A 23,684-nucleotide genomic window follows, 5' to 3' on the forward strand; every position below is an offset into this window, starting at 1 on the left:
AAGCTGTGTCATAGCTTGTACTTGTGGAGGAGTCGGTGGCGAGGCTGGCGGACGCTTGGGGCGTCGCCACGAGGTACGAGAACTCCGACCAGCAGCAGGTGACCGTCGAGACGGATGTCGTCGTCAAGGTCCTCGCGCAGTTCGGCGTCGACGCGTCCACTCCGGACTCCGTCGAGCGCGAGCTGGCTCTGGTCGAACGCAGGCGGGCGGAGCAGAGGTTGCCGCCGACGATCGTGATCCGCGAGCAGGAGACGTACGACCTGCGCGGGCCCGCGACCGTCGAGCTGGAGGACGGCGAGACCGTCACCGTCGAGCGGCACCTGCCGGACTCGTTGCCGCTCGGCTGGCACACGATCCGCACCGGGACGCAGACGGTCACCCTCGCCGTCGCCCCGAAGACGTTGCCGGAGGCGCCGCGCACGTGGGGCTGGATGCTGCAGCTCTACGCCGCGCGCTCGAAGGACTCGTGGGGGATGGGCGACTTCGCCGACCTCGCCACCGTCGCCCGGCGCAGCAGCCAGGAGCTCGACGCGGGCGTGGTGCTGGTCAACCCGGTGCAGGCGCCGAGCCTCACGCACCCGGTCGAACGGTCGCCGTACTCGCCGACGAGCCGCCGGTTCGCGAACCCGCTGTACCTGCGCATCACCGACACCGCCGAGTTCCTGCAGGCCTGCCCGCGCACCCGGCAGCTCATCCGCGACCTGCGGCCGGCCAACGAGGACCTGATCGACTACGACGCGATCTGGGAGGCGAAGCGGCAGGCGCTCGAGCTGCTCTTCCCCGGCGGCGAGGTCGAGATGGACGCGGACCTGAAGAGCTTCGCGACCTACTGCGCGCTCGCCGAGATCCACGGCAACGACTGGCGCGAGTGGCCGGAGGACCGCGCCGAACCGCCCGCGGACCGGGTCGCGTTCCACGCGTGGATGCAGCACCTGTGCACCCGCCAGCTGCAGGACGTCCGGCTGGCCGCGCACGAGGCCGGCATGGCCATCGGCGTCATCCACGACCTCCCGGTCGGCGTGCACCCCGGCGGCGCGGACACGTTCACGGACCCGGACGCGTTCGCCATCGACGTCACGGTCGGTGCCCCGCCGGACGCGTTCAGCGCCGACGGCCAGGGCTGGGGACTGCCCCCGTGGCGCCCCGACAAGCTCGCCGAGACCGGCTACCGGCCGTTCCGCCAGGTCCTGCGCAGCGTGCTCAAGCACGCCGACGGCATCCGCATCGACCACGTCGCCGGGTTGTGGCGGCTGTGGTGGATCCCGCCGGGCGAGCCGCCGTCGCGCGGCACCTACGTCTACTACGACGCCGACGCGATGCTCGGCGTGCTCGCGCTGGAGGCCTACCGCGCGGGCGCCGTCGTCGTCGGCGAGGACCTCGGCACGGTCGAGCCCGTGGTCACGAAGACGCTGCAGGAGAACGGCATGCTCACCAGCGCCGTCCTCTACTTCCAGCGCGACTACTACGCCGACGGCCACCCGCTGATCCCGCCGTCGCAGTGGAACCCGAACGCGATGGCCAGCATCTCCACCCACGACCTCCCCACCGCGGCGACGTTCTTCGCGGGCGAGGACGGCCCCGACTTCGACGAGCTCATGCGCGCGGAGGGCATCGACCCGGGCGACCGCGTGGCCGGTGCGCACGCACTGCTGGCCCACGCACCCTGCGCGTTGGTCCTGACCTCACCTCAGGACGCTCTGCGGGACACCCGGCAGCCCAACGTGCCGGGCACGATCGACGAGCACCCGAACTGGAGGATTCCGCTGCCCGTGGTGCTGGAGGACTTCTTCGCCAGGGTCAGGGACATCACCCGCCCCCTTCGTCAGCGCAAACCTGGGACAACCGCTTGATGGCAGGTCTTCGACCTGCGGAGTACTGTTCGAGTCGTCACCCGACGGCGGACGACGAATCCCCCCGGACATTGTGGAGGTGGCGTACCCGATGAGCTCAGCCGTGAGCACGCGGACATCGACCGACGTGCTGGAACTGGCCGTCGAGCAGGTCCTGGCCGCGGTGCGGCCGACCGCGCTCGGCGACCCGGTGGTCGGGGCACGGCGCGCGGAGGAATCACTGCGTGACGCGCTGCGGGACACGGGTCCCGTGCTGGAGAACGACGCCCTCGCGCACGCGCTGGCGTGTGCCGAGGCGGCCGTGGAACACCTGAAGTACTGCGAGATCCAGGAAGCCCGCACGTTGCTCACGGCCGCACGTGGGCAGCTGGTGCTGGCGCACGAGCGGGCTTGATCGCTTGACTCTGCCGGGGTTGGGACGGGCGGTGCGGACCGCGCGGCGGACCAGGCCCCGGCACAGGTGTGCGCGGGCGGGTGTCCTTTCTTTGCGCGTGATGCCACAACACGGTTAGACGGATAGGGTCGTGTGGGTATCGCTACCGCGTGAGGAGCATCGTGCGACCCTGGCCCGGCAGGCCGTATCCGCTTGGCGCCGGTTACGACGGCGTAGGAACGAATTTCGCCCTGTTCTCCGAAATCGCCGAGTACGTGGAGCTCTGCCTCTTCGACGACGACGGCACCGAGACACGTGTCCGGCTACCTGAGGTGGACGGTTTCGTCCACCACGGTTACCTGCTCGGCGTCGGCCCCGGCCAGCGGTACGGGTACCGCGTGCACGGGCCGTACGACCCGGAGCGGGGACTGCGCTGCAACCCGAACAAGCTGCTGATCGACCCGTACGCCAAGGCCATCTCGAACGGCCTGTCGTGGGACGAGGCGTTGTACGGGTACAAGTTCGGCAGCCCCGACGAGCGCAACGACGCGGACTCGGCACCGTTCGTGTCGAAGTCGGTGGTGGTGAACCCGTTCTTCGACTGGACGAACGACCGGTCGCCGCGGACGCCGTACAACGAGAGCGTCATCTACGAAGCGCACGTGCGGGGCCTGACGATCGACCACCCGGAGATCCCGCCGAGGCTGCGCGGCACGTACGCGGGGCTCGCGCACCCGGTGATGATCGACCACCTGACCCGCCTGGGGGTGACGGCGGTCGAGCTGATGCCGGTGCACCAGTTCGTCAGCGACCACACGTTGCAGGAGCGCCGGCTCAGCAACTACTGGGGCTACAACACGATCGGGTTCTTCGCGCCGCACGACGGCTACGCGGCGCTGCCGTTGAACCAGGTCCAGGAGTTCAAGGGCATGGTGCGGGCGCTGCACCAGGCCGGCATCGAGGTCATCCTCGACGTGGTCTACAACCACACCGCGGAGGGCAACCACCTCGGGCCGACGCTGTCGATGAAGGGCATCGACAACCTGGCCTACTACCGGGTGATGGACGACGAGCCCAAGTTCTACATGGACTACACGGGCACGGGTAACTCGTTGAACGTGCGGACGCCGCACACGCTGCAGCTGATCATGGACTCGCTGCGGTACTGGGTGACCGAGATGCACGTGGACGGGTTCCGGTTCGACCTCGCCGCGACGCTGGCGCGTGAGTTCTACGACGTCGACCGGCTGGCGACCTTCTTCGAAGTCGTGCAGCAGGACCCGGTGGTCTCCCAGGTCAAGCTGATCGCCGAGCCGTGGGACGTCGGCCCCGGCGGTTACCAGGTCGGCAACTTCCCTCCGTTGTGGACGGAGTGGAACGGCAAGTTCCGCGACACCGTGCGCGACTTCTGGCGCGGCGAGCCGGCCACGCTCGGTGAGTTCGCCTCGCGCATCACCGGCTCGTCCGACCTCTACCAGGACGACGGCCGCCGGCCCTATGCGTCGATCAACTTCGTCACCGCGCACGACGGCTTCACGATGAACGACCTGGTGTCGTACAACGAGAAGCACAACGAGGCCAACGGTGAGGACAACAACGACGGCGAGAGCCACAACCGGTCCTGGAACTGCGGGGTCGAGGGGCCGACCGACGACGAGGAAGTCCTCGCGCTGCGATCGCGGCAGCGGCGCAACCTGATGGCCACGCTGCTGTTGTCCCAAGGCGTGCCGATGATCCTGCACGGTGACGAGTTCGCGCGCACGCAGAACGGCAACAACAACGCCTACTGCCAGGACAACGAGGTCTCGTGGGTCGACTGGTCGCTGCTGGAGCCGCACTCCGAGCTGGTCGAGTTCACCGCGGCGCTCACGAAGTTCCGCAAGCAGCACCCGGTGTTCCGGCGCAAGCGGTTCTTCGCGGGCAGGCCGATCCGCAAGGGCGACGAGCTGCGCGACATCGCGTGGTTCACCCCGTCCGGCGAGGAGATGACCGAGCAGAACTGGGAGGACGACTTCGGCAAGTGCATCGTCGTCTTCCTCAACGGTGAAGGCATGCCCGACCTCGACACCCGCGGCATGCGGGTGGTCGACGACTCGTTCCTGATGGCGTTCAACGCACACCACGAGGACATCCAGGTGACGCTGCCCGACAGCTCGTACGGTCCGGAGTGGACGGTCGTGGTCGACACGGCGACCGGCCAGGTCGGCGGAGACGGCCAGAAACCGATCGCGGCCGCGGGCAGCCTCACGCTGACCGCGCGCTCGCTCGTCGTGCTGGAGAGGAACGGCTGATGGGGGCCCCGTACTCCACCTACCGCCTCCAGTTCACCCCCGACTTCACCTTCACCGACGCCGCGCACATCGCGGACTACCTGCACCGCCTCGGCGTGCACGGCCTCTACGCGTCGCCGCTGCTGGAGGCGAGCCAGGGGTCCACGCACGGCTACGACGTCACCGACCCGACCCGCACGCGGGAGGAGTTCGGCGGCAAGCAAGCCCGCGAGGCGTTGCAGGACAAGCTGACCGAGCTCGGCATCGGCCTGTACGTCGACATCGTGCCCAACCACATGGCCGTGCCGAACCCGTGGTGGGAGGACGTGCTGGAGAAGGGCCAGGAGTCGCGGTACGCCCGGTACTTCGACATCGACTGGTCCTCCGGCAAGGTGCTGCTGCCCGTGCTCGCCGAGGACGCCGACGACGAGGTGCACGACCACCACGTCAAGGTCAACTGGCGGCGCGGCAACCAGGAGCTCAACTACCGGCGGTTCTTCGACATCACCGAGCTCGCGGCGATCCGGGTCGAGGACCCCGAGGTGTTCGACGCGACCCACCACGAGGTGCTGCGCTGGGGAGCGGAGGGCCTGCGGATCGACCACCCGGACGGGCTGGCCGACCCCGGTGCCTACTTCCGGCAGCTGCGCGAGCGGTTCGACGGCTGGATCGTCGTCGAGAAGATCCTCGGACCGGACGAGACGCTGCCGCAGAGCTGGCCGGTCGACGGCACGACCGGCTACGACGCGCTGCGGGAGATCTGCGGCGTGTTCATCGCGCCGACCGACGCGTTCGAGCCCCAGGGCGGGCAGTCGAGCTTCTACGAGGTGGAGCACGCGGCCCGCACGCAGGTCGCCGACTCCATCCTGGTCGCCGAGGTGCGCCGGATCGCCCGGCTGGTCCAGGGCGTGCCGTTCGAGGACGCCTGCGAGGCCGTCGCCGAGGTGATGGTCAACTTCCCGGTCTACCGGTCGTACCTGCCGGAGGGCCTGGAGCACTGGGACGCGGCCGTGCGCAGCGCCAAGTCGCCCGCGGTCAAGGCGCTCGACGAGCAGGTGCGCGCCGACCCGCACGGCGAGCTGGCCACCCGGATCCAGCAGACGTCGGGCATGGTCGTCGCGAAGGGCACCGAGGACACCGCGTTCTACCGGTACACGAACTTCGTGGCGCTCAACGAGGTCGGCGGCTCACCGGACCGGTTCGGCATGCCGGTGGAGGAGTTCCACCAGCGCGCCGCCGCCCGGGAGGCCAGCTGGCCGCGGTCGATGACGACGCTGACCACGCACGACACCAAGCGGTCGGAGGACGTGCGGGCCCGGCTCGCCGTGCTGGCCGAGATCCCGGACGAGTACCTGGCGTTCGAGGAGGCCATGACCGCGCAGCACGGGCTCTCCGAGCCGTCGCTGAACCGGCTGGCCTGGCAGTCGCTGCTCGGCGCGTGGCCCATCAGCGAGGAGCGTCTGCAGCAGTACCTGGAGAAGGCGTCGCGCGAGGCGAAGATCAAGACCTCCTGGGTGGACCGCAACGCGGAGTTCGACGCCGAGGTGGCCGCGTGGCCCGCGAAGGTGCTGGACCTGCCCGAGGTCGCCGCGCTCGCCGAGCGGATCAAGGTGCCCGGCTGGTCGAACTCGCTGGGGCAGAAGCTGGTCCAGCTCACCGCGCCCGGCGTGCCGGACATCTACCAGGGCACCGAGCTGTGGGACTTCTCGCTGGTCGACCCGGACAACCGCAGGCCGGTCGACTACGAGCTGCGCCGGGAGCTGCTGGCCCGCATCGAGGACGGCTGGGTGCCGGAGATCGACGACACCGGCGCCGCCAAGCTGCTGGTGGTGCACCGGGCGTTGCAGGCGAAGGCCCGCGGCTTCACCGGCTACCGGCCGTTGCGTGCGGAAGGTCCCGCCGCCGGGCACGTGCTCGCGTTCCAGCGCGGGCACGTCATCACGGTCGCCACCCGGTTGCCCGTCACGCTGGCGCAGAAGGGCTGGCAGGACACGGTGCTGCCATTGCCGGGTGCGGAGTGGACCGACGTCATCAGCGGCCGGCCGGCCACCGAGGACCTGGCCGCGCTGCTCGACCGCTACCCGGTGGCTCTGCTGGTGCGGGGGGAATCGTGAGCTTTTCCGTGTGGGCGCCCAAGCCCGAGTCGGTGCACGTCCGGGTCGACGGTGCCGACCACGAGATGAAGCGTGACGGCGACTGGTGGCGTTCGGACGCGCAGGGCTCCGACTACGCGTTCGTCATCGACGGCACGGCGTTGCCGGACCCGCGTTCGCTGTGGCAGCCCAACGGTGTGCACGAGGCGTCACGCGTCTACGAGCACACCTATGAGTGGCAGGACGGCGGCTGGACCGGGCGCGCGTTGCCCGGCGGGGTGATCTACGAGCTGCACATCGGCACGTTCACGCCGGAGGGCACGTTCGACGCGGCGATCGGCAAGCTCGACCACCTGGTGGACCTCGGCATCACGTTCGTCGAGGTCATGCCCGTCAACAGCTTCGACGGCGTCGAGGGCTGGGGCTACGACGGCGTGCTGTGGGGCGCGGTGCACGAGCCCTACGGCGGCCCGGACGGCTTCAAGCGGTTCGTCGACGCCTGCCACCAGCGCGGCCTGGCCGTGCTGCTGGACGTCGTCTACAACCACCTCGGCCCGTCCGGCGCCTACCTCGACCGGTTCGGCCCGTACTTCGCGGGCAGCAACGAGTGGGGTCCCGGCCTGAACCTGGACGGACCCGGCTCGGACGAGGTCCGCCGGTACGTGCTCGACAACGCCCTGCAGTGGCTGCGCGACTTCCACGTCGACGGGCTGCGGCTCGACGCGGTGCACGCGCTGGTCGACCGGCGGGCGGTGCACCTGCTGGAGGAGCTCGCGGTCGAGGTGGACGCGCTGTCGGCGGCGGTCGGCAGGCCGTTGACGCTGATCGCCGAGTCGGACCTGAACGACGCCAGGCTCGTGACGGCGCGGGAGGGCGGCGGCACCGGCCTGCACGCGCAGTGGTCGGACGACCTGCACCACTGCCTGCACGTCGCACTGACGGGTGAGACCTTCGGTTACTACGAGGACTTCGCGGCACCCGGTGCGGTGAAGAACACGCTGGAGAAGGTGTTCTTCCACGCCGGCACCTGGTCGTCGTTCCGGGAGAAGCACCACGGCAAGCCGGTCGACACGGCGCTGGTGCCCGGCCACCGGTTCCTCGCCTACACCCAGAACCACGACCAGGTCGGCAACCGCGCGACCGGTGACCGGTTGTCCGCGACCGTGCCCACCGGGAAGCTGTTGTGCGCGGCGGCGATCGTGCTGTGCTCGCCCTACACGCCCATGATCTTCATGGGGGAGGAGTGGGCGGCCTCCACGCCCTGGCAGTTCTTCGCGTCCTTCCCGGACCCGGAGCTCGCCGAGGCGGTCAGGACCGGGCGGCGCAGGGAGTTCTCCCGGCACGGCTGGGGCGAGTCCGACGTCCCCGACCCGATGTCACCGCAGACCGTGGAGAACTCGCGGCTCAGGTGGGACGAGGTCGCTGAGGGGGACCACGCGGAGGTGTACGAGACCTATCGCGCGCTGATCCGGTTGCGCCGCTCCCGCCCCGAGCTGGCGGATCCGCGGCTGGACAGGTTCGTGGTGGAGGAGGACGGGGAGTGCCTCGTGCTGCACCGCGGACGAACCCGCGTGGTGGTGAACCTCGGCACGACCCCCGTCCCGCTGCCTCACGGGGACGTGCTGCTGACCTCCTCGGCCAACCCGTCGTCGCTGTCCCCGGACTCGTTCGCCGTGGTCGCGTTGACGTGATCCCACAACACCTGGTCGGCCGGGTTCACCGGCCGGCCGAGGTGGGAGTGCACGAACGCCGCCACCAGCCGGTCGGCGGCGACGTGCAGCTTGATGTTGTGGTGCTGCGAAATGTGCACCAGCAGCTGGAACGCCTGCTGGGGTGTGCAGGGTTTGCGTGCGGCGATCAGGCCGGTGGCCTGCCCGATGACGGTCCTCGATGCCAGAGCCTTGCGCAGCCCTGCCACCTCGGCCTCGAGGGCGGTGATTCTCGCGGACGACACCGCCGGCTCCTTTCACGTCGTCATGGTCACAGCGGCATGCCGGTGGGACGACGACGCTCGGGGGTCAGCTCATCTTGCGAAGGGCGGGCACACCCAGAGCAAGCCGTCTCATCGGCTTGCGGCTGGGTTCTCAACCGCGAGTGATCACCTTATCAACTGTTTCGGGCGGTGCTCGCCGGGTAACCAGTCCACGTAGCTGACCGCTAGTGGAGGAGCCTGATCCATGGGTGCCGACGAGAAGTTCGAGAACAAGGCCGAGGAGCTCAAGGGCCGCGCCAAGGCTGCGGTCGGTGACGCCACGGACAACGAGCAGTGGCAGGCCGAGGGCCGCGCGGAGCAAGCCAAGGGCGCTCTGAAGCAGGCCGGCGAGAAGGTCAAGGATGCCTTCCGCTCGGACAAGTAACGACACCACGTCCGCCGCCCAGTTCGTCCCCGAGGGGAAGGGCTGGGCGGCGTTGCGTTCTGCGGCCGCCGACTGCCGCGGGTGTGAGCTGTACCGCGACGCCCACCAGGTGGTGTTCGGCGAGGGCCCGGTGAAGGCCAGGATGATGATGGTCGGCGAGCAGCCTGGTGACCGCGAGGACGTCGAGGGCCACGTGTTCGTCGGCCCGGCGGGCCGGTTGCTGGACAAGGCCTTGGGCGCTGCCGGGATCTCCCGCCCCGACGTCTACCTGACGAACGCGGTGAAGCACTTCAGGTTCACCACGCGCGGCAAGCGCAGGATCCACCAGACGCCACGCCGCTCCGAGGTCGTGGCGTGCTTCCCGTGGCTGCGCGAGGAGCTGCGGGTCGTGAAGCCGGACCTGGTGGTGTGCCTGGGTGCGGTGGCCGCCAAGGCGTTGCTGGGGCCGTCGTTCAAGCTCACCGAGAACCGGGGCCGGGTGGTGGAGTCCGACGGGCTGCGGGTCGGCGTCACCGTGCACCCGTCGGCGGTGGTGCGGGCGGAGAACTTCACCGAGGCGTTCGACGCGTTCGTCGCCGATCTCAAGGTCCTGAAGAAGGCGCTGTAGCCCGGTTGTCCGGAATGCCGGTCATGAAATGGGACAACCCCCGGACGACTCCCGCGTGAACGGGCCGAGCGGGACCAGCGCTCAGAGTCCGGGGGTCGGGTGGCTGCCTGGGTTTGCACTAGGCGTCACCGAGGGCGGTCCTAGCGGACAGCCACCTCACGAGTCCGGTTGCTATACAACTTTGGACCACCTCCTCTCTTGTGTACTTCGAACCTATGTCGTGATCGGCCGCCCGTGCAACGGACTTTTCTCACGCCGACTGCAGTGCGAAGTTCGCGTAGAATCCGCACCCATGGTGCGCATCCCCTTGAGTTCGCTGCAGCGGGAGCGGGGCAGGCGGCTCGGGCAGCTGCTGCGCGACGCGCGCGGCCAGGAGAGCATGGTCGAGATCGCGGCCAGGGCGGGGTTGTCCGCCGAGACCGTGCGGAAGATCGAGACCGGTCGTGCTCCCACGCCGTCGTTCTTCACCATCGCCGCGCTGGCGGGGGCGCTGGGGATCTCGCTGGACGCGATCAACGAGCTGCTGACGCCGCAGAAGTCGGCCTAGGACCGACGCGCGCACGCTCGTGGGTGATCTCGCTCGGCCGAGTTGCGACGAGGAAGTACGAGTCCGCGGCGGAGGTGTTCTCAGGGCAGCGTGAGCACCAGCGGCCCGTCGACCGTGATGGCCACCGTGTGCTCGACGTGAGCCGCGCGCGAGCCGTCGTCGGTGCGCAACGTCCAGCCGTCGTCGTCGCTGAGGTAGGTGTCGCGGCCGCCGGCGTGCAGCATCGGTTCGAGCGCCAACACCATGCCGGGCAACAGTTTCAGGCCTTCGCCCGCCTTGCCCTAGTTGGGCACGAAGGGTTCCTCGTGCATCGCGCGCCCGATCCCGTGTCCACCGTGGTGTTTCAGCAAGCCGTACCGTCCCGCGCGCACGACCGAGCCGATGGCGTGCGAGATGTCGCCGAGCCGTCCGCCCGGTCGCGCGGCGTCGATGCCGGCCTGCAGCGCGCGTTCGGTGCAGTCGATCAACGCCAGGTCGGCGTCGGTGGCCTCGCCGACCACGAAGCTGATGGCCGCGTCCCCGCACAGGCCGTCGACCACGGCGCCGCAGTCGATGCTGACCAGGTCGCCCTCGGCCAGCGCGAGCGGTCCGGGGATGCCGTGCACGACGGCGTCGTTCACCGAAGCGCAGATGACGCCGGGGAACGGGCTGGGTGCCCAGTGCGGGTGGTAGTCGAGGAACGGCGACACCGCGCCCGCGCCGAAGATCACCTCCCTGGCGACCTCGTCCAGCTCCCGCAGCGTCACGCCGGGAGCGGCGCGGTCGCGGCACGCCGCGAGGGCCTGGGCGACGACGCGGCCGGCTTCGCGCATGACGTCGAGGTCGGCCGCGGACTTCAGTTCGATCACGGTATAACAATACCGATATCAGGCCTGGGCACGACTGCGGCGGCGCACCGCCGACCTGCCGGCCCCGACCGCCGCGATCACGGCGACCAGCACGCCCGTCGACAGGATCTGGCCGCGGGCCTGCTCGTCGGCCAGCATCAGCCCGATGATCGCCACGATCCCGGCGAGCGCGAGCCACGACAGGTACGGGTGGCCCCACATCGGCACGGCCGGGTTCGCGATCGTGCGGCGCATCCGCAGCTGTGAGACCGCGATGAAGCCCCACACCACCAGCAGCGCCGAGCCGACCGCGTTCAGCAGCAGCAGGAACACCGTGTCCGGCCACAGGTAGTTGAGCAGCACCGAGACGAACCCGAACGCCACCGATGCCAGCACGGCGTTGCGCGGCACGCCGTTCCTGCGGTCCAGCAACGACTTCGGGGCCTCACCTCGCTCGGCGAGCGAGGACAGCATGCGGGCGGCGCCGTAGAGGGTGGCGTTGATGGCGCTGAGCAGGGCCACGAAGATGACGACGTTCATGATCTGCGCGGCGCCGGGGATGCCGATCTTGTCCAGCACCGCCACGTACGGGCTCGCGCCGACCTGGGAGTCGTTCCAGGGCAACAGGGTCACCACGACAGCCATCGAGCCGAGGTAGAACACCAGCAGCCGGGTGATCGACGTGCGGACGGCCTTCCCGATGGCCTGCCTCGGGTTCTCGGCGTCGGCGGCGGCGATCGTGACGACCTCCAGGCCGCCGAACGCGAACACCACCGCCATCAGGCCCGCGACGACCCCGCCCCAGCCGTTCGGCAGGAAGTCGCGCAGGTTCGCGAGCCCCGGCGGGTCGACGGCCGGCAGCAGCCCGAGGATCGCGGCACCGCCGAGCAGCAGGAAGACCACGATCGCGGCCACCTTCAAGCCGGCGAACCAGAACTCGAACTCGCCGAAGTTGCGCACGCTGGTCAGGTTCACGGCGGTCAGCACCGACATGAAGACCAGCACCCACACCCACTGCGGCACGGACGGCAGCCACCCGGACGCGATCTTGGCCGCCCCGGTCGCCTCGACCGCGAGCACCACGACGACCGCCGACCAGTAGGTCCAGCCGACGGTGAACCCGGCCCACGGCCCGATCGCCTTCTCCGCGTGCACCGAGAACGCGCCGCCGCTGGGGTGCTCGGCCGCCATTTCTCCGAGCATGCGCATCACCAGCAGCGCGAGGATTCCGGCCAGCGCGAACGAGATGATGATGGCCGGTCCGGCGATGGCGATGCCGGCGCCTGTCCCGACGAAGAGACCGGCGCCGATCACGCCGCCCAGCGCGATCATGGTCAGGTGGCGTTCACGCAGGTGAGTCACGCTCTCCAGCCCCGTTCGAGTGTGCCGATGGCGGCCCGATAGTGAGTTCATGGCGGCGGAGAGTCAAATCGTGTGATCGGAGTTACACCTCGATCAAGTGAGGGTGAGATCCATGAGCTCGCCTAAGGGAGTACTGCCGCAGCTCGACACGTTCGCCGGCGCCATCGAGCGCTACTCGGACTGGGGCTGGCTGGTGTTGCGGTCGGAGAACAGGCTGCTGCTCACGACGGACCACCAGGTGTCCGCCGTCGAGCTCGGCGCCGGCATCGGCGGGGAGGTGCAGCACTACCTGTCCGTGCGGATGCTCGGCGGCCCGGTGGTGGCGCTGCCGGGTGCCCCCGGCCGCTGGCTCATCCTCACGACCTCCGCCGACGAGGCCTCGCAGGTCAACCTGATCCGGCTGCGCGCCCGCGGTGCCCTGACGCACCGGCTGGGCACGCTCGTGCCGTTGCCGCCCTCGCGGATCGACCGCGGTGGCGTCGGCTGGCTGGGCGAGACGCCGGCGGACAAGCCGAACCTGGCGCCGTTCTCGGCGGTGGTGGCGGCGTTGCGGGCGGTCACGGAGACGGCCGGGTTGCGTTAGAGCAGCAGGAGCGACTTGCCGAGCGTGGTGCGTTCCTCCAGTGATCGGTGCGCCTTCTCGGCCTGTGCCAACGGGTACGTCGCACCGATGACCGGGCGGATCCGCCCTGCGGCCGTGAGCGCGAGTGCTTCCGCGAGGAGCTCGCGCACGACGGCAGGAGCGGGTGGGCCGTCCGCCAACGCGTTGTCCACGTGCACCTCGCGCTGCTTCGCCAGCTCGGGGTCGATGTCGGCGAACCCGTCCGACGTGCCGTAGGTGACGAAGCGCCCGCCTGCGCGCACGGTCTCGAACACGGCCCTCCCGAGCGGCCCGCCCGCGCCGTCGAACGCCACGGCCACCCCGTCGGTGGCGTCGAGCACGCGGTCCTGCCACCCGTCGAGCGAGTAGTCGACGGTCACCTGCGCGCCGAGCTCCCTGGCGAGTGCGAGCTTGCGCTCACCCCGGGCCGCGGCGACGACCAGCGCACCGGCGTCGCGGGCCAGCTGCACGAGCAGTGAGCCCGCGCCACCCGTCGCCGCCGCGACCAGCACCCAGTCGTTCTCCGTGATCTCCACCCGTCGCAGCAGGGTGAGCGCGGTGACGCCGTCGTGCACCACCGCCGCCGCCTCCGGTGCGCCGAGACTTTCCGGCACCGCGACGATCTCGTCGGCCGGGAACACCATCTGCTCCGCGTACCCGCCGGAGCCGCGGGCGATGACGTGCCGGCCGACCCAGGCCGGGTCCACGCCGGCGCCGACCGACAGCACCCGTCCGGCGCCGCCTCCGCCGGGCACGTACGGCGGGTGCGTGGGGAAGTACTCGCCGCCCCAGCCCTTGCGCAGCAACGTGTCCAGGAAGATCACGTCGGCCGCCTCGACCCCGACCACGACCTCACCCGGCCCGGCGGTCAGGTCGGGCACCTCCTCCTCGACGAGCACCTCGGGCCCACCGAACTCGTGCACACGCACCGCACGCATCACAACCCCCACCGTCGACGACCTTGGCAGGAGTGACCCTAGAAGCTGCAGTTAACTGGAGATCAAGGCGCTGGCGACGATACCTGCCCGCGGGAGGGTGCCCGCGGTGATGCGGCGCTGTTCGGCCGCGCGCAGAGCGGCGAGGACGGCGGGAGCGCGGCCGGGGTCGAGCCACCTGCCGCCGCGGCCGTCGACCATCCGCCACAGCATCGGCGTGTCCACAGTGGTCAGTTCACCGGCGGAGGCCAGCGCGGCGAGCATGGTGGTGCCGCGGTGCAGCCGGTCGTGGTTCCCGGTCCACGTGCCGAGCGGGTCGGTCTCCGGCGTCTCGGTGTCGAGCAGACCGGCGGCGACGAGCAGGGCGGCGTTGTCGTAGGCGAACTCGGCGGCGGCCTGGTCGACGCGTTCCCAGCCGAACTCCTCGACGACGATCCGGCCGCCCGGTTTGAGCAGGGATGCGGCGTGCGTGACGATCGCGTCCAGGTCGTCGGCGTGGTGCAGCGAACGGGTGAACAGCACGACGTCGTACTCACCGGTGACGTCGAGGACGTCGGCGTGGATGACGTCCACACCGCGTTCCCGTGCGGCCGCGGCCATCTCGGCGTTGCGGTCGACGCCGGTGACCTGGTGGCCCAGCTCGGTGAGCGCGGCGGCGAGTGCACCACGACCACAGCCGGCCTCCAGGATCCGCGCGGGGGCCGGCGGCAGCAGCGGGGTCAGGTGGGCGAGGGTGTGCGGCACGGCCAGGGGAGAAAGATCCATTCGGACGACCGTAGATCGTCGCCGGCCGCTGGACGACCGGTTATCCCACCGGCGGCAGCACGTTCGCCACGAAGTGGTTCAACACATTGCCCCGCTGCGCGAAGTTCAGCACGACGTACGTCCCGTTCCGCCCCTGCCGCAACCCGACGCCCACCCGATCGGACGACCGCCACACCATCGCGGTGAAGTGCAGGACGTCGTAGTCGACGTTCTCAGGGGTCATTTCACGCGAGTAGTCATATCCGTGCGATTCGTCGTACCAGTTGTCCAGCGCATTCATGGCGATCTTCTCGATCGGGCCGGTTCGCGCGCTCGTCCAGAAGAGGTTCTCGCCATAGGCGTTGTCCGGACGATGTTCGAAACTGCCCGTCTCGTGCAAGTGGTCGGCCCATTCCTGCGCCGTTCGGCTCACTTCGGAATCGAGCGAGAGAGCGGCGACACCGTGCTTCGCGCGGTAGGCGCTGAGCAGTTCCACGGTCGGCGCGACGGCGTCGACGGCGAGGGCGGGACTCGTCGCAGTCACCACGGAGGCGATCACAGCGATCACGGTGAGTATCGTTCGCATGGCCAAGGTTGTCCCCCGAACGGGTCATGTCTGGCAACCACTGGACGGCAGATCCCCATCTTGATAGGCGCTGCGTAGCCGTGAACTCGGCCGAGGGTGTGCCGCACGACACACATAGGGGTTGTGGTGCGGGTCACCCCTACGACCCCCTTGGGTTCCCCTCGACTACCCCGGTTGGGGCGCAAATTCACTCCACAAGACGCTGATGGGCCTCTACCTTTGTGATGTCAGCCACGACACCAAGGGACACCAAGGAGCTTGGCATGGACCACTACGAAATTCTCGCCGACGAAGACGGACACGTCCGCGGATACGACTAGACCGCACACCGGCCGCACCGCGGGGGAGTTACCCGAAGAAACTCCCCCGCGGCCGGAGTGGTCACCCGGCTTCACCGGTGCTGGCGCGCGCCACGAGTGTCGTGGGCAGTTCCCGGTGCTCGGCCGGACCGCCGTCCAGAAGCGCGGCGAGCAGGTCCACCGCGACCTTGCCGCCTTCCTCGGTCGGCATGGTGACGGTCGTCAGCGCGGGTGAGCACATCGCCGCGTACAGGATGTCGTCGAAGCCGGTCACGCTGACCTGCTGCGGCACTCCGACGCCGACCGCCGCCAGGTGGCTCAACGCACCCAGCGCCATCAGGTCGTTGTAGGCGATGAACGCCGTCGCGCCGGTCCGCAGCGCCTGTTCGGCCGCCGTGACGCCGCCGGCGAAGTTCGGTTCGAACGACCCGAGCAGCTGTGCGCGCCCGGCCAGGCCCTGCGTCCTGCGGTTGTTCGACCACACCGCCGCGGGGCCGCCGAGGTAGACGTAGTGCTGGTGGCCCAACGACTCCAGGTGCGTGACGACCTGGTCCATGCCGGACGCGCTGTCCATCAGCACCGAGGACACACCCGGCACGATCCGGTTGATCAGCACCAGCGGCGTCACGCCGGCCAGTTCGGCGATCTGCTCGTCGGACATCAGGGACGCGCACAGCACCACGCCGTCGACCTGGGGCGCCATCGTCCGCACCAGCTCGGCCTCGGTGAGCGGGTCCTCCCTGCTGTCGCAGAAGAACACCGAGGTGCCCGCCTCACCCGCCCGCGTCTGCACCCCGCGCAGCACGGCGGGGAAGAACGGGTTCTCGAGGTCGGGCACCACGATGCCGAGGTTGCCGGTGCGTCCGGTGATCAGGCTGCGGGCGGCGCGGTTGGGCTGGTAGCCGAGGCCCTGCACGACGTCCAGCACCCTGCGCCGGGTGGCCTCCTTGACCAGGCCCGGCGCACTCAGCGCACGCGAGACCGTCGACACGGAGACCTGTGCCTGACGAGCGACATCCCTGATCGTGACGGCCACCGCTGAATCATGGCAGTCGAGGCCGGGAGCGACCCACTCATCGGACGTGCTCGCCGGACTACAGCTCCAGCCCGGTCAGCACCAGCACCCGCGGCTCGGTCAGGTCCTCCATCGCCGCGCGCAGCCCCTCCCGGCCGGTGCCGGACTCCTTCACACCGCCGTACGGCATCTGGTCCGCGCGGTAGCTCGGCACGTCGCCGACGATCACGCCACCGACCTGGAGCCGTTGCGCCGCACGGAACGCCAGCCGCACGTCGGTGGTGAACAGCCCGGCCTGCAGGCCGTAGCGCGAGGCGTTGACCCGGTCGAACGCCTCCTCGACGCTGTTCACGCGGGTGAGCGTGACCACCGGGCCGAACACCTCCTCGGCGTTCACCTTCGCGGTCTCGGGCACGTCGGTCAGCACGGTCGGCGCGTAGGTGCGGCCGTCGCGCGTGCCGCCGGTGAGCACGGTGGCTCCCGCCTCGGCCACCCACGCCTCGACCCGGTCGGCGGCGGCGTCGTTGATCAGCGGACCGACGTCGGCGGCCACGTCGAGCTTGTTCACGTGCTGCACAACGGCTTCCGCGATCGCGTCGTAGACGTCGGTGTGCACGTACACGCGCTGCACCGAGATGCACGACTGACCGGCCTGGTACATCGCGAACGTGGCGATCCGCTGGGCGGCGAACTCGACGTCCTGCCAGTCCGGTGCGACGATCGCGGCCGCGTTGCCGCCGAGCTCCAGCGTGACGTGCTTGCGCGGCACGCGTTCCTTGATGCCCCACCCGACCGGTCCCGACCCGGTGAACGACACCACCGGCAGCCGCGGGTCCTCCACCAGCCGCGCGGTGTCCTCGTTGGACAGGTGCAGGACCGCGAACGCGCCCGCCGGCAGGTCCGTCTCGGCCAGCAGCTCCCCGAGCAGGAACGCGACCTTCGGCGTGGCGGGCGCCGGCTTCAGCACGATCGGCGCGCCGACGGCCAGCGCGGGCGCGACCTTGTGCGCCACCAGGTTCAGCGGGAAGTTGAACGGCGCGATGCCCAGCACCGGCCCGCGGGCCACCCGCCGCACCAGCGCGAGCCGTCCCTCGGCGGCCGGGTCGGTGTCGAGGCGCTGCAGCTCACCGGAGAACCGGCGGGCCTCCTCGGCGGCCCAGCGGAACGTGGAGATCGCCCTGGTCACCTCGACCCGCGCCCACTTGAGCTTGCCGGAGTCGTCGTTGATGGCCTGCGCGAACTCCTCCGCCCGCTCGGCCAGGCGCCGCGACACGTGGTCGAGCGCGGCGGCCCTGCGGTGGGCGGGCAGCGCGGCGAGCTCCGGTGCGACCGCGTGGGCCCGGGCGACCGCGGTCTCGACGTCTTCTGGGGTGTGGAAGTTCATGCGAGGAGTGCTCCTTCGAGAACGTCGAGGCCTTCGGCGAGCAGGTCGTCCGGGATGACCAACGGGGGCAGCAAGCGGATCACGTTGCCGTAGGTGCCGCACGTCAGCACGACGACACCCTGTTCGTGGCACGCCTTCGCCACACGGGCGGCGACATCGGGCGTGCGTTCGGTGAACTCGATGGCGAGCATCGCCCCACGGCCGCGGATCTCGGCGATGACGTCGGTCTTCTCCGCGACCGCCCGCAGCCTGGTGAGCACCGTCTCCTCGATGCGGCGCGCGGCACCGTTGAGGTCGCGCTCGCGCATCGTGCGGATAGCGCCCAACGCGGCAGCACACGCCACCGGGTTGCCGCCATAAGTGCCACCGAGACCACCGACGTGCACGGCGTCCATGATCTCGGCCCGTCCCGTGACGGCGGCGAGCGGCAGACCACCCGCGATGCCCTTCGCCGTGGTGATGAGGTCCGGCACCACGCCCTCGTGGTCGGAGGCGAACCAGAAACCCGTGCGGCAGAATCCGGTCTGGATCTCGTCGGCCACGAACAGCACCCCGCGCTCGCGGCACCACTCGGCGACCGCGGGCAGGAAGCCCTCCGCCGGTGCGATGAACCCGCCCTCGCCCTGGACCGGCTCGATCACGACGGCCGCGGTGTTGTCGCCGCCGACCTGCTTCTCGATGGCGGCGATGGCGTTGGCGGCCGCCTCGGCACCGGTGAGGCCGTCGTGCAGCGGGTAGGACGCCGGCACCCGGTAGACCTCCGGCGCGAACGGCCCGAACCGGTGCTTGTACGGCATGTTCTTGGCGGTCAACGCCATCGTGAGGTTCGTGCGCCCGTGGTAGCCGTGGTCGAACACCACGACCGCCTGCCTGCCGGTGACGTGCCTGGCGATCTTGACCGCGTTCTCCACGGCCTCCGCGCCCGAGTTGAACAGCACCGACCGCTTCTCGTGCGTGCCCGGCGTCAGCGCGTTGAGCTCCTCGCACACCTCCACGTACCCCTCGTAGGGCGTGATCATGAAGCAGGTGTGGCTGAACCGGTCGATCTGCGCGTGCACGGCCTCGGCCACCGCGGGCGCCGGGTTGCCGACGTTCGTGACGGCGATGCCGGAGCCGAGGTCGATCAGCTGGTTGCCGTCGACGTCGACGAGCAGCCCGTCGTCGGCGGAGTCGATGTAGAGGGGCAGCGAGGAGCCGACACCCGCGGCGACGGCGCCCTTGCGCCGGGCCTGGAGCTCCAGCGACTTCGGGCCGGGCAGGGAGGTGCGCAGTCGGGTCATGTGCTCAGCATGGTCCTGGTCAGCGCGGTGCGCAGTAGCTGAAATGGCGATCAGCTCGCTTCAGGATGTACAAACTGGCACATGCCCATCACGCTGCACGAGCTCGCGGTGACGTTGCGGTTGCCGGTGCTGGCCGGGGACGTGACGCGGCCGGTGGGGTGGGTGCACGGGACGGAGCTCGCGGACCCGACGCCGTTCCTGGAAGGCGGGGAGCTGCTGCTGACCACCGGGCTGAACGAACCAGGGGAGGACTACGTCGACCGGCTCGTCCGCGCCGGGGTCGTCGGCCTCGGCTTCGGCACCGGCCTCAGCCACGCGACCGTCCCGCCCGCCCTCGCCGACGCCGCCGAACGCACCGGCCTCGGGCTCGTCGAGGTGCCGCGCGAGGTCCCGTTCATCGCCATCAGCAAGGCCGTCTCCAAAGCGCTTGCCGCCGACGAGTACGCCGCCCTCACCCGCACCAGCGAGGCCCAGCGCGCCCTCACCCGTGCCGCCGTCCGCTCCGGTGTCGCCGGTGTCGTCCGCCGCCTCGGCCAGTGGATCGACGGCTGGGTCGTGCTCCTCGACGCCGCCGGCCGCCCCGTCCACACCCACAACCCGCGCCTGGTCCCCGACCTCACCGCCGGCCTGGCCCGCCTGCACACCCACGGTCGTGCTCGCGAAGCACGCCAACGGTTTCTCATCGTCCGAAGTGGACGCAGACCAGGTAGCCCGTGGCTACCGGGAGGCCCTGCAGGCCCGCGGGGCCGGCGTCCGCACGTTCGAGGACCTCGCCGGCCGCCTGGAGCTCCCGGCCGGTTTCGCCGACGCCCTGCTCAGCCCTCTCGACGCGGAAACCCGTGACACCATCAGGGTCTGGCTCACCCACCACGGCGCGTGGGACCCGGCGGCCACCCAGCTCGGCATCCACCGGCACACGCTGCGCAACCGCGTGCGCAGGGCCGAGCAGGCACTGGGCCGCTCGCTCGACTCACCCGGCCTGCGCGCCGAGCTGTGGCTAGCGCTGCACCGCGAAGGTCAGTGAGGCCGTGTACCCGGACGAGACGCTGCCGGACATGGTCGCCATCTGCTTGTCGACCCCGTCGCGGAACACCATGTCCTGCTGCAACGAGGACCGCGACATGTTCCGCACCGACTGGGTGTAGCCGGTGGTGCCGTAGACCTCCTTGCACGTCGACTCGGGCAACGCGAGCTGCGAGGTCGTCACCTCGTTGCCCGCCTTGGTCGCCTCGGCCAGGCTCGGGTAGACCTCGAAGTGGATGTGCGGCCAGCGCCCCGAGTACGCGCCGGGGAAGACGCTCACGAACTTCAGCTCGCCGCTCGCGTCCGCTTCCTGCACACCGCGCAGGAAGTTCTCGTCCTTCACACGGTCGGAGTACATCGAGTAGTCGCCGTTGATGTCGCAATGCCACAGGTACACGGCGGCACCGGCGTACGGCTTGCCGTCCTCGTGCTGCACGGTCAGCTCGATGGTGAGCTGCACGCCCTCGGCGGTCCGGGTCGACGTGCCGAAGCTCGACCGGATGTCGGACCGCACGATGCCGCTCTGCGTCAGCGCGTTCGGGCCGTTGGAGCCGTCGCCGGGGAACGGGCCGGCAGTCTCCTCGGGAATCGCTTCCAGCGCACCGCCTTGAGCGGCGGCGGACGACGTGGTGGTCGTGGTGCTCGAGGGAGTCGTGGTGGTCGACGGGGCGCAGGCCACGAGGGTGAGGCCCGCGCCGCCGAACAGCGTCAGTGCCCGCCTGCGCCCGATGAGCGTGGCGAGGTCGTACTGGAGGCCGCGGTCGTGGTTGTCCGTCATGGCACCCAGACTGGGACCGGTTCCTGTGAGGCGCCTGTGGAAGGCCTGTCCGGTACCTAGCTGAACTCGGAGAGGGTGAACGCCGAGTGTTCGGGGCGGCCGGCGCCGGCGGGCACGGTCTCACGGGCGCGCAACGCGGCGTTGCGGGCGGCGAGGGCCTCGGGCGTGCCCGGGAACAGCTCCGCGTTGCCCTCCTCGACCAGGTTCTGGTTCGCCTCGACGAACGGCCGCAGCTCGCGTTCGTACGCCTCGAACCCGTGCCCGGCCATGCGCCCGGCCAGCACGTACGCACCGACCAGCGCGAGGCTCGACCCCTGCCCGGTCAGGAACGACGGCGCGTAGGCGGCGTCACCGACCAGCGCGACGCGGCCGGACGACCAGCGCGGCATCCGGATCTGGCTGACCGTGTCGAAGAACAGGTCGTCGGCCGACCGCATCGCCTCGACCAGCGCGGGCACCTCCCACCCGTCGCCGGCGAACACCGACGCCACCAGGTCTCGCTGGGCCCGCGGGTCGTTGAACGCGCCGAACGGGGCTTCCGCGCGGGTGAAGCTCAGGAACCCGTGGACCTGCTCACCGATCGCGTACAGGGCGGCCGCGCGACCGGGTTCGTTCCACAGCACCGCCTCCTGCTCCAGGCCGAGGTGGTTGGGCATGGTGAAGCCCGCGAAGCAGTAGCCGAGGTAGCGGTGGAACTGCTCCTCCGGCCCGAACGTCAACGCGCGCACCGCCGAGTGCAGCCCGTCGGCGCCGACCACGTGGTCGTAGGTGCGCTGCAGACCGCTGCGGAACGTCACGTCCACGCCTCCCGCGTGGTCGTCCATGGCGACGATGCTGTTGTCGAACAGGAACTCCACGTCGTCGCGCACGGTGTCGAAGAGGACCTCGGCCAGGTCACCGCGCCGCACCTCCAGGTCGTGGCCGTCGCCGCCCATGAGCGACTCCGGCCGCAGCGACGCGACCTGGCTGCCGTTGGCGTCGAGGAACGTGATGCGGCGGGTGTGCACGTGTGCCTCTCGCAGCCGGGGGAGCAGGCCCATCCGGTCGACCACGCCGAGCGCGGTGCCGCGGATGTCGATCGGGTAGCCACCGCCGCGCAGCGTGTGCGACTTCTCGACGACGGTGACCTCGAAACCGTGCCTGCGCAGCCAGAACGCGAGGGCGGGACCGGCGATGCTGGCGCCGGAGACCAGGACAGAGCTCATCAGCATCTCCAATTAACTAACTTAGGTATCCTTTTGTGGTCGACGCAAGCATATACCTAAGTTAGGTAGGTAAGTGGTGGCTCTGGATACCGCGGCGATGTTGCCGCACCTCATGCGCCTGAGCACGGTGCTCAACCGCAGCCGGCTCGTCGAACGGGCGATGGAGCGCGTCGGCCTCCCGTTGGACCGTCCGGGGCTGACCGTGCTGATCACCCTGCGGACGGCGGACCGGCCGCTGCGGGTCGGGGAGATCGCCACCCGGATGCAGGTCGCCGGCCCGCACGTCACGAGGCACCTGCACGACCTGGAGCGCGCCGGCCTGGTCCGCCGCGTCACCGACCCCGGCGACCAGCGCGCGAGGCTGGTCGAGCTGACCGGACCGGGGGGCGCGGCGGCCGGGCGGTACCTGGAGGCGGTGCTCGGCTCGTTCGCCGAGGCGATCGCCGGCTGGTCGCAGGAGGACCTGGCGACGTTCGGCAGTCTGCTCGGCCGGTTCGTGGAGGACGTCCAGGCGCACTTCGACGAGGACTGAACGGCCCCGCGTCACCGCCTGCCCCGTGCCCGCATACTGGCGTGCGTGCTCGGATTGCGGTCGGCCGAACTCGCGGTCTACGAGACGCTCGTGGACTCCTACCAGCTGGACGAGGCGGAGCTCTGCCTCGCGACCGAGCTGGACGAGCGGATCGTGCGCGCCGCGCTGAGGTCGCTGGCCGAGCTCGGGTTCGCGCACCGGGTCGACGGCCTGCACGCGGCGGTGGCGCCGGACGTGGCGCTGGCGACGTACTTCCTGCGGCGGGAGGACGACCTGCGGCGGGACCGGTTGCTGGCGGGTGCGTTGCAGGTGCGGTACGAGCGGGCGGCCGGGGTGCGTGCTCCCGCCGACCTGGTCGAGGTGGTGCACGGCGCGGAGGCGATCGCGCGGCGGGTCGGTCAGGTGATGCGCACGGCCCGGCACGAGGTGCGGTTCGTGGACAAACCGCCGTACGCCAACGCTCCCACGTCGTTGCACCCGGTGGAGGAGGAGCTGCTCGGCCGGGGTGTGCGGTTCCGCGGGATCTACGAGCGGCAGGCGCTGGAGCTGCACGACCTGCGGGCCGACCTGGAGATGGGGCTGTCGCTGGGGGAGGAGGCGCGGGTCGTGGCGGCCGCGCCGACGAAGATGATCCTGGCCGACACCCACCTGGGGCTGATCCCGTTGCACAGCACCGAGACGACGCTGGACAGCGCGGTGGTCGTGCACCGGTCGGCGTTGCTCGACTCGCTCGGCGCGTTGTTCGCGAAGCTGTGGGACGACGCGGTGCCGCTCGCGTTGCCGGGTCAGCCGGCCAGCACCGAGATGTCGATCGAGGACGCCCGGCTGCTCGCCTTGCTGGCCACCGGGTTGCCGGACCGCAGCATCGCGAAGCAGCTGGGGCTGAGCTACCGGACGTTCCAGCGGCGGCTGCACCGGCTGATGGACGAGCTGGGCGCGCAGACCCGGTTCCAGGCGGGTCTGCGCGCCGCGGCGAGAGGGGCGGGCTCCCTGCTGCCCCCTCCCCCGTAGGGGAC

At 70.3% G+C, this 23,684-nt stretch carries 22 protein-coding genes and 2 pseudogenes; 13 read left to right on the forward strand and 11 right to left on the reverse strand.

Going from position 1 to position 23,684, the window contains the following annotated elements:
- Nucleotides 1-23: 23 nt before the first annotated feature.
- The 5 genes from BBK82_RS27990 to treZ all read left to right on the forward strand — a co-directional run bounded on the left by BBK82_RS27990 (nucleotide 24) and on the right by treZ (nucleotide 8,277).
- Nucleotides 24-1,850 carry a 4-alpha-glucanotransferase gene (locus BBK82_RS27990; protein ID WP_065917663.1) on the forward strand — a complete coding sequence of 609 codons (1,827 nt, stop codon included), beginning with the start codon at nucleotides 24-26 and terminating at the stop codon, nucleotides 1,848-1,850.
- Between the two features lie 91 nt (nucleotides 1,851-1,941).
- Nucleotides 1,942-2,244 carry a hypothetical protein gene (locus BBK82_RS27995; RefSeq protein WP_065921408.1) on the forward strand — a complete coding sequence of 101 codons (303 nt, stop codon included), beginning with the start codon at nucleotides 1,942-1,944 and terminating at the stop codon, nucleotides 2,242-2,244.
- A gap of 161 nt (nucleotides 2,245-2,405) precedes the next feature.
- Nucleotides 2,406-4,514: a glycogen debranching protein GlgX gene (gene glgX / locus BBK82_RS28000; protein ID WP_065917664.1), complete on the forward strand. Its 2,109-nt coding sequence runs from the start codon at nucleotides 2,406-2,408 to the stop codon at nucleotides 4,512-4,514.
- Nucleotides 4,514-6,607 carry a malto-oligosyltrehalose synthase gene (treY, locus tag BBK82_RS28005; RefSeq protein ID WP_065917665.1) on the forward strand — a complete coding sequence of 698 codons (2,094 nt, stop codon included), beginning with the start codon at nucleotides 4,514-4,516 and terminating at the stop codon, nucleotides 6,605-6,607. The genes glgX and treY overlap by 1 nt, the downstream gene beginning before the upstream one ends.
- Nucleotides 6,604-8,277: a malto-oligosyltrehalose trehalohydrolase gene (treZ, locus tag BBK82_RS28010; protein WP_065917666.1), complete on the forward strand. Its 1,674-nt coding sequence runs from the start codon at nucleotides 6,604-6,606 to the stop codon at nucleotides 8,275-8,277. Before treY ends, treZ begins: the two co-directional genes overlap by 4 nt.
- Here treZ and BBK82_RS28015 read toward each other — a convergent pair.
- Complete coding sequence (locus BBK82_RS28015; protein WP_065917667.1) at nucleotides 8,196-8,540, reverse strand: ANTAR domain-containing protein; 345 nt, start codon at nucleotides 8,538-8,540, stop codon at nucleotides 8,196-8,198. The genes treZ and BBK82_RS28015 overlap by 82 nt on opposite strands.
- A 223-nt stretch (nucleotides 8,541-8,763) precedes the next feature.
- Here BBK82_RS28015 and BBK82_RS28020 point away from each other — a divergent pair, with 223 nt between their 5' ends.
- The 3 genes from BBK82_RS28020 (at nucleotide 8,764) to BBK82_RS28030 (ending at nucleotide 10,097) form a co-directional block, all read left to right on the forward strand.
- Entirely contained in the window at nucleotides 8,764-8,943 is a 180-nt protein-coding gene (locus tag BBK82_RS28020; protein WP_065917668.1) for a CsbD family protein, read from the forward strand.
- Nucleotides 8,921-9,550 carry a UdgX family uracil-DNA binding protein gene (locus BBK82_RS28025; RefSeq protein ID WP_065917669.1) on the forward strand — a complete coding sequence of 210 codons (630 nt, stop codon included), beginning with the start codon at nucleotides 8,921-8,923 and terminating at the stop codon, nucleotides 9,548-9,550. Before BBK82_RS28020 ends, BBK82_RS28025 begins: the two co-directional genes overlap by 23 nt.
- A gap of 292 nt (nucleotides 9,551-9,842) precedes the next feature.
- Nucleotides 9,843-10,097 carry a helix-turn-helix domain-containing protein gene (locus tag BBK82_RS28030; RefSeq protein WP_065917670.1) on the forward strand — a complete coding sequence of 85 codons (255 nt, stop codon included), beginning with the start codon at nucleotides 9,843-9,845 and terminating at the stop codon, nucleotides 10,095-10,097.
- Nucleotides 10,098-10,177: 80 nt separating this feature from the next.
- Here BBK82_RS28030 and map read toward each other — a convergent pair.
- Both map and BBK82_RS28040 read right to left on the reverse strand, forming a co-directional pair.
- Nucleotides 10,178-10,945: pseudogene (gene map / locus BBK82_RS28035) on the reverse strand (type I methionyl aminopeptidase).
- A gap of 18 nt (nucleotides 10,946-10,963) precedes the next feature.
- Entirely contained in the window at nucleotides 10,964-12,286 is a 1,323-nt protein-coding gene (locus BBK82_RS28040) for an amino acid permease (RefSeq protein WP_237047612.1), read from the reverse strand.
- A 112-nt stretch (nucleotides 12,287-12,398) separates the two neighbouring features.
- Here BBK82_RS28040 and BBK82_RS28045 point away from each other — a divergent pair, with 112 nt between their 5' ends.
- Entirely contained in the window at nucleotides 12,399-12,869 is a 471-nt protein-coding gene (locus BBK82_RS28045; protein WP_065917672.1) for a hypothetical protein, read from the forward strand.
- Here BBK82_RS28045 and BBK82_RS28050 read toward each other — a convergent pair.
- The 6 genes from BBK82_RS28050 to gabT all read right to left on the reverse strand — a co-directional run bounded on the left by BBK82_RS28050 (nucleotide 12,866) and on the right by gabT (nucleotide 19,130).
- Entirely contained in the window at nucleotides 12,866-13,825 is a 960-nt protein-coding gene (locus BBK82_RS28050) for a zinc-binding dehydrogenase (RefSeq protein WP_065921409.1), read from the reverse strand. The two genes, BBK82_RS28045 and BBK82_RS28050, sit on opposite strands and share 4 nt — an antisense overlap.
- A 51-nt stretch (nucleotides 13,826-13,876) precedes the next feature.
- A complete protein-coding gene (locus tag BBK82_RS28055; RefSeq protein ID WP_083268192.1) occupies nucleotides 13,877-14,587 on the reverse strand; it encodes a class I SAM-dependent methyltransferase in 711 nt (236 codons plus the stop codon).
- A gap of 40 nt (nucleotides 14,588-14,627) precedes the next feature.
- Nucleotides 14,628-15,134, reverse strand: coding sequence for a CAP family protein (locus BBK82_RS28060; protein ID WP_170067974.1), 507 nt, complete (start codon nucleotides 15,132-15,134; stop codon nucleotides 14,628-14,630).
- 399 nt (nucleotides 15,135-15,533) lie between these two features.
- The gene (locus tag BBK82_RS28065) at nucleotides 15,534-16,487 is read right to left on the reverse strand and encodes a LacI family DNA-binding transcriptional regulator (RefSeq protein WP_065917675.1); all 954 of its coding nucleotides are present in this window, start codon (nucleotides 16,485-16,487) and stop codon (nucleotides 15,534-15,536) included.
- Between the two features lie 58 nt (nucleotides 16,488-16,545).
- Nucleotides 16,546-17,850, reverse strand: coding sequence for an aldehyde dehydrogenase family protein (locus BBK82_RS28070; protein WP_083268193.1), 1,305 nt, complete (start codon nucleotides 17,848-17,850; stop codon nucleotides 16,546-16,548).
- A complete protein-coding gene (gene gabT / locus BBK82_RS28075) occupies nucleotides 17,847-19,130 on the reverse strand; it encodes a 4-aminobutyrate--2-oxoglutarate transaminase (protein ID WP_065917676.1) in 1,284 nt (427 codons plus the stop codon). Before gabT ends, BBK82_RS28070 begins: the two co-directional genes overlap by 4 nt.
- A gap of 81 nt (nucleotides 19,131-19,211) precedes the next feature.
- Between gabT and BBK82_RS56800 the strand changes: the two are divergent.
- Both BBK82_RS56800 and BBK82_RS56805 read left to right on the forward strand, forming a co-directional pair.
- A pseudogene (locus BBK82_RS56800) lies at nucleotides 19,212-19,499 on the forward strand (PucR family transcriptional regulator ligand-binding domain-containing protein); the annotation flags it as partial.
- Nucleotides 19,500-19,821: 322 nt separating this feature from the next.
- Entirely contained in the window at nucleotides 19,822-20,154 is a 333-nt protein-coding gene (locus BBK82_RS56805) for a PucR family transcriptional regulator (RefSeq protein WP_418287459.1), read from the forward strand.
- Here BBK82_RS56805 and BBK82_RS28090 read toward each other — a convergent pair.
- Nucleotides 20,128-20,931, reverse strand: a complete 804-nt coding sequence (locus tag BBK82_RS28090; RefSeq protein WP_065917679.1) for a dioxygenase family protein — start codon at nucleotides 20,929-20,931, stop codon at nucleotides 20,128-20,130. The genes BBK82_RS56805 and BBK82_RS28090 overlap by 27 nt on opposite strands.
- Before the next feature lie 56 nt (nucleotides 20,932-20,987).
- Nucleotides 20,988-22,136, reverse strand: coding sequence for an FAD-dependent monooxygenase (locus BBK82_RS28095; RefSeq protein ID WP_154697543.1), 1,149 nt, complete (start codon nucleotides 22,134-22,136; stop codon nucleotides 20,988-20,990).
- Nucleotides 22,137-22,209: 73 nt separating this feature from the next.
- On the opposite strand from BBK82_RS28095, the gene BBK82_RS28100 reads away from it, so the two are divergent.
- Both BBK82_RS28100 and BBK82_RS28105 read left to right on the forward strand, forming a co-directional pair.
- Nucleotides 22,210-22,668, forward strand: a complete 459-nt coding sequence (locus BBK82_RS28100; protein WP_237047613.1) for a MarR family winged helix-turn-helix transcriptional regulator — start codon at nucleotides 22,210-22,212, stop codon at nucleotides 22,666-22,668.
- A gap of 45 nt (nucleotides 22,669-22,713) precedes the next feature.
- Nucleotides 22,714-23,679: a helix-turn-helix domain-containing protein gene (locus tag BBK82_RS28105; RefSeq protein WP_237047614.1), complete on the forward strand. Its 966-nt coding sequence runs from the start codon at nucleotides 22,714-22,716 to the stop codon at nucleotides 23,677-23,679.
- Nucleotides 23,680-23,684: the final 5 nt, after the last annotated feature.

The sequence above is a fragment of the Lentzea guizhouensis genome (genome assembly GCF_001701025.1).
GTDB classification, from domain to species: Bacteria; Actinomycetota; Actinomycetes; order Mycobacteriales; family Pseudonocardiaceae; genus Lentzea; species Lentzea guizhouensis.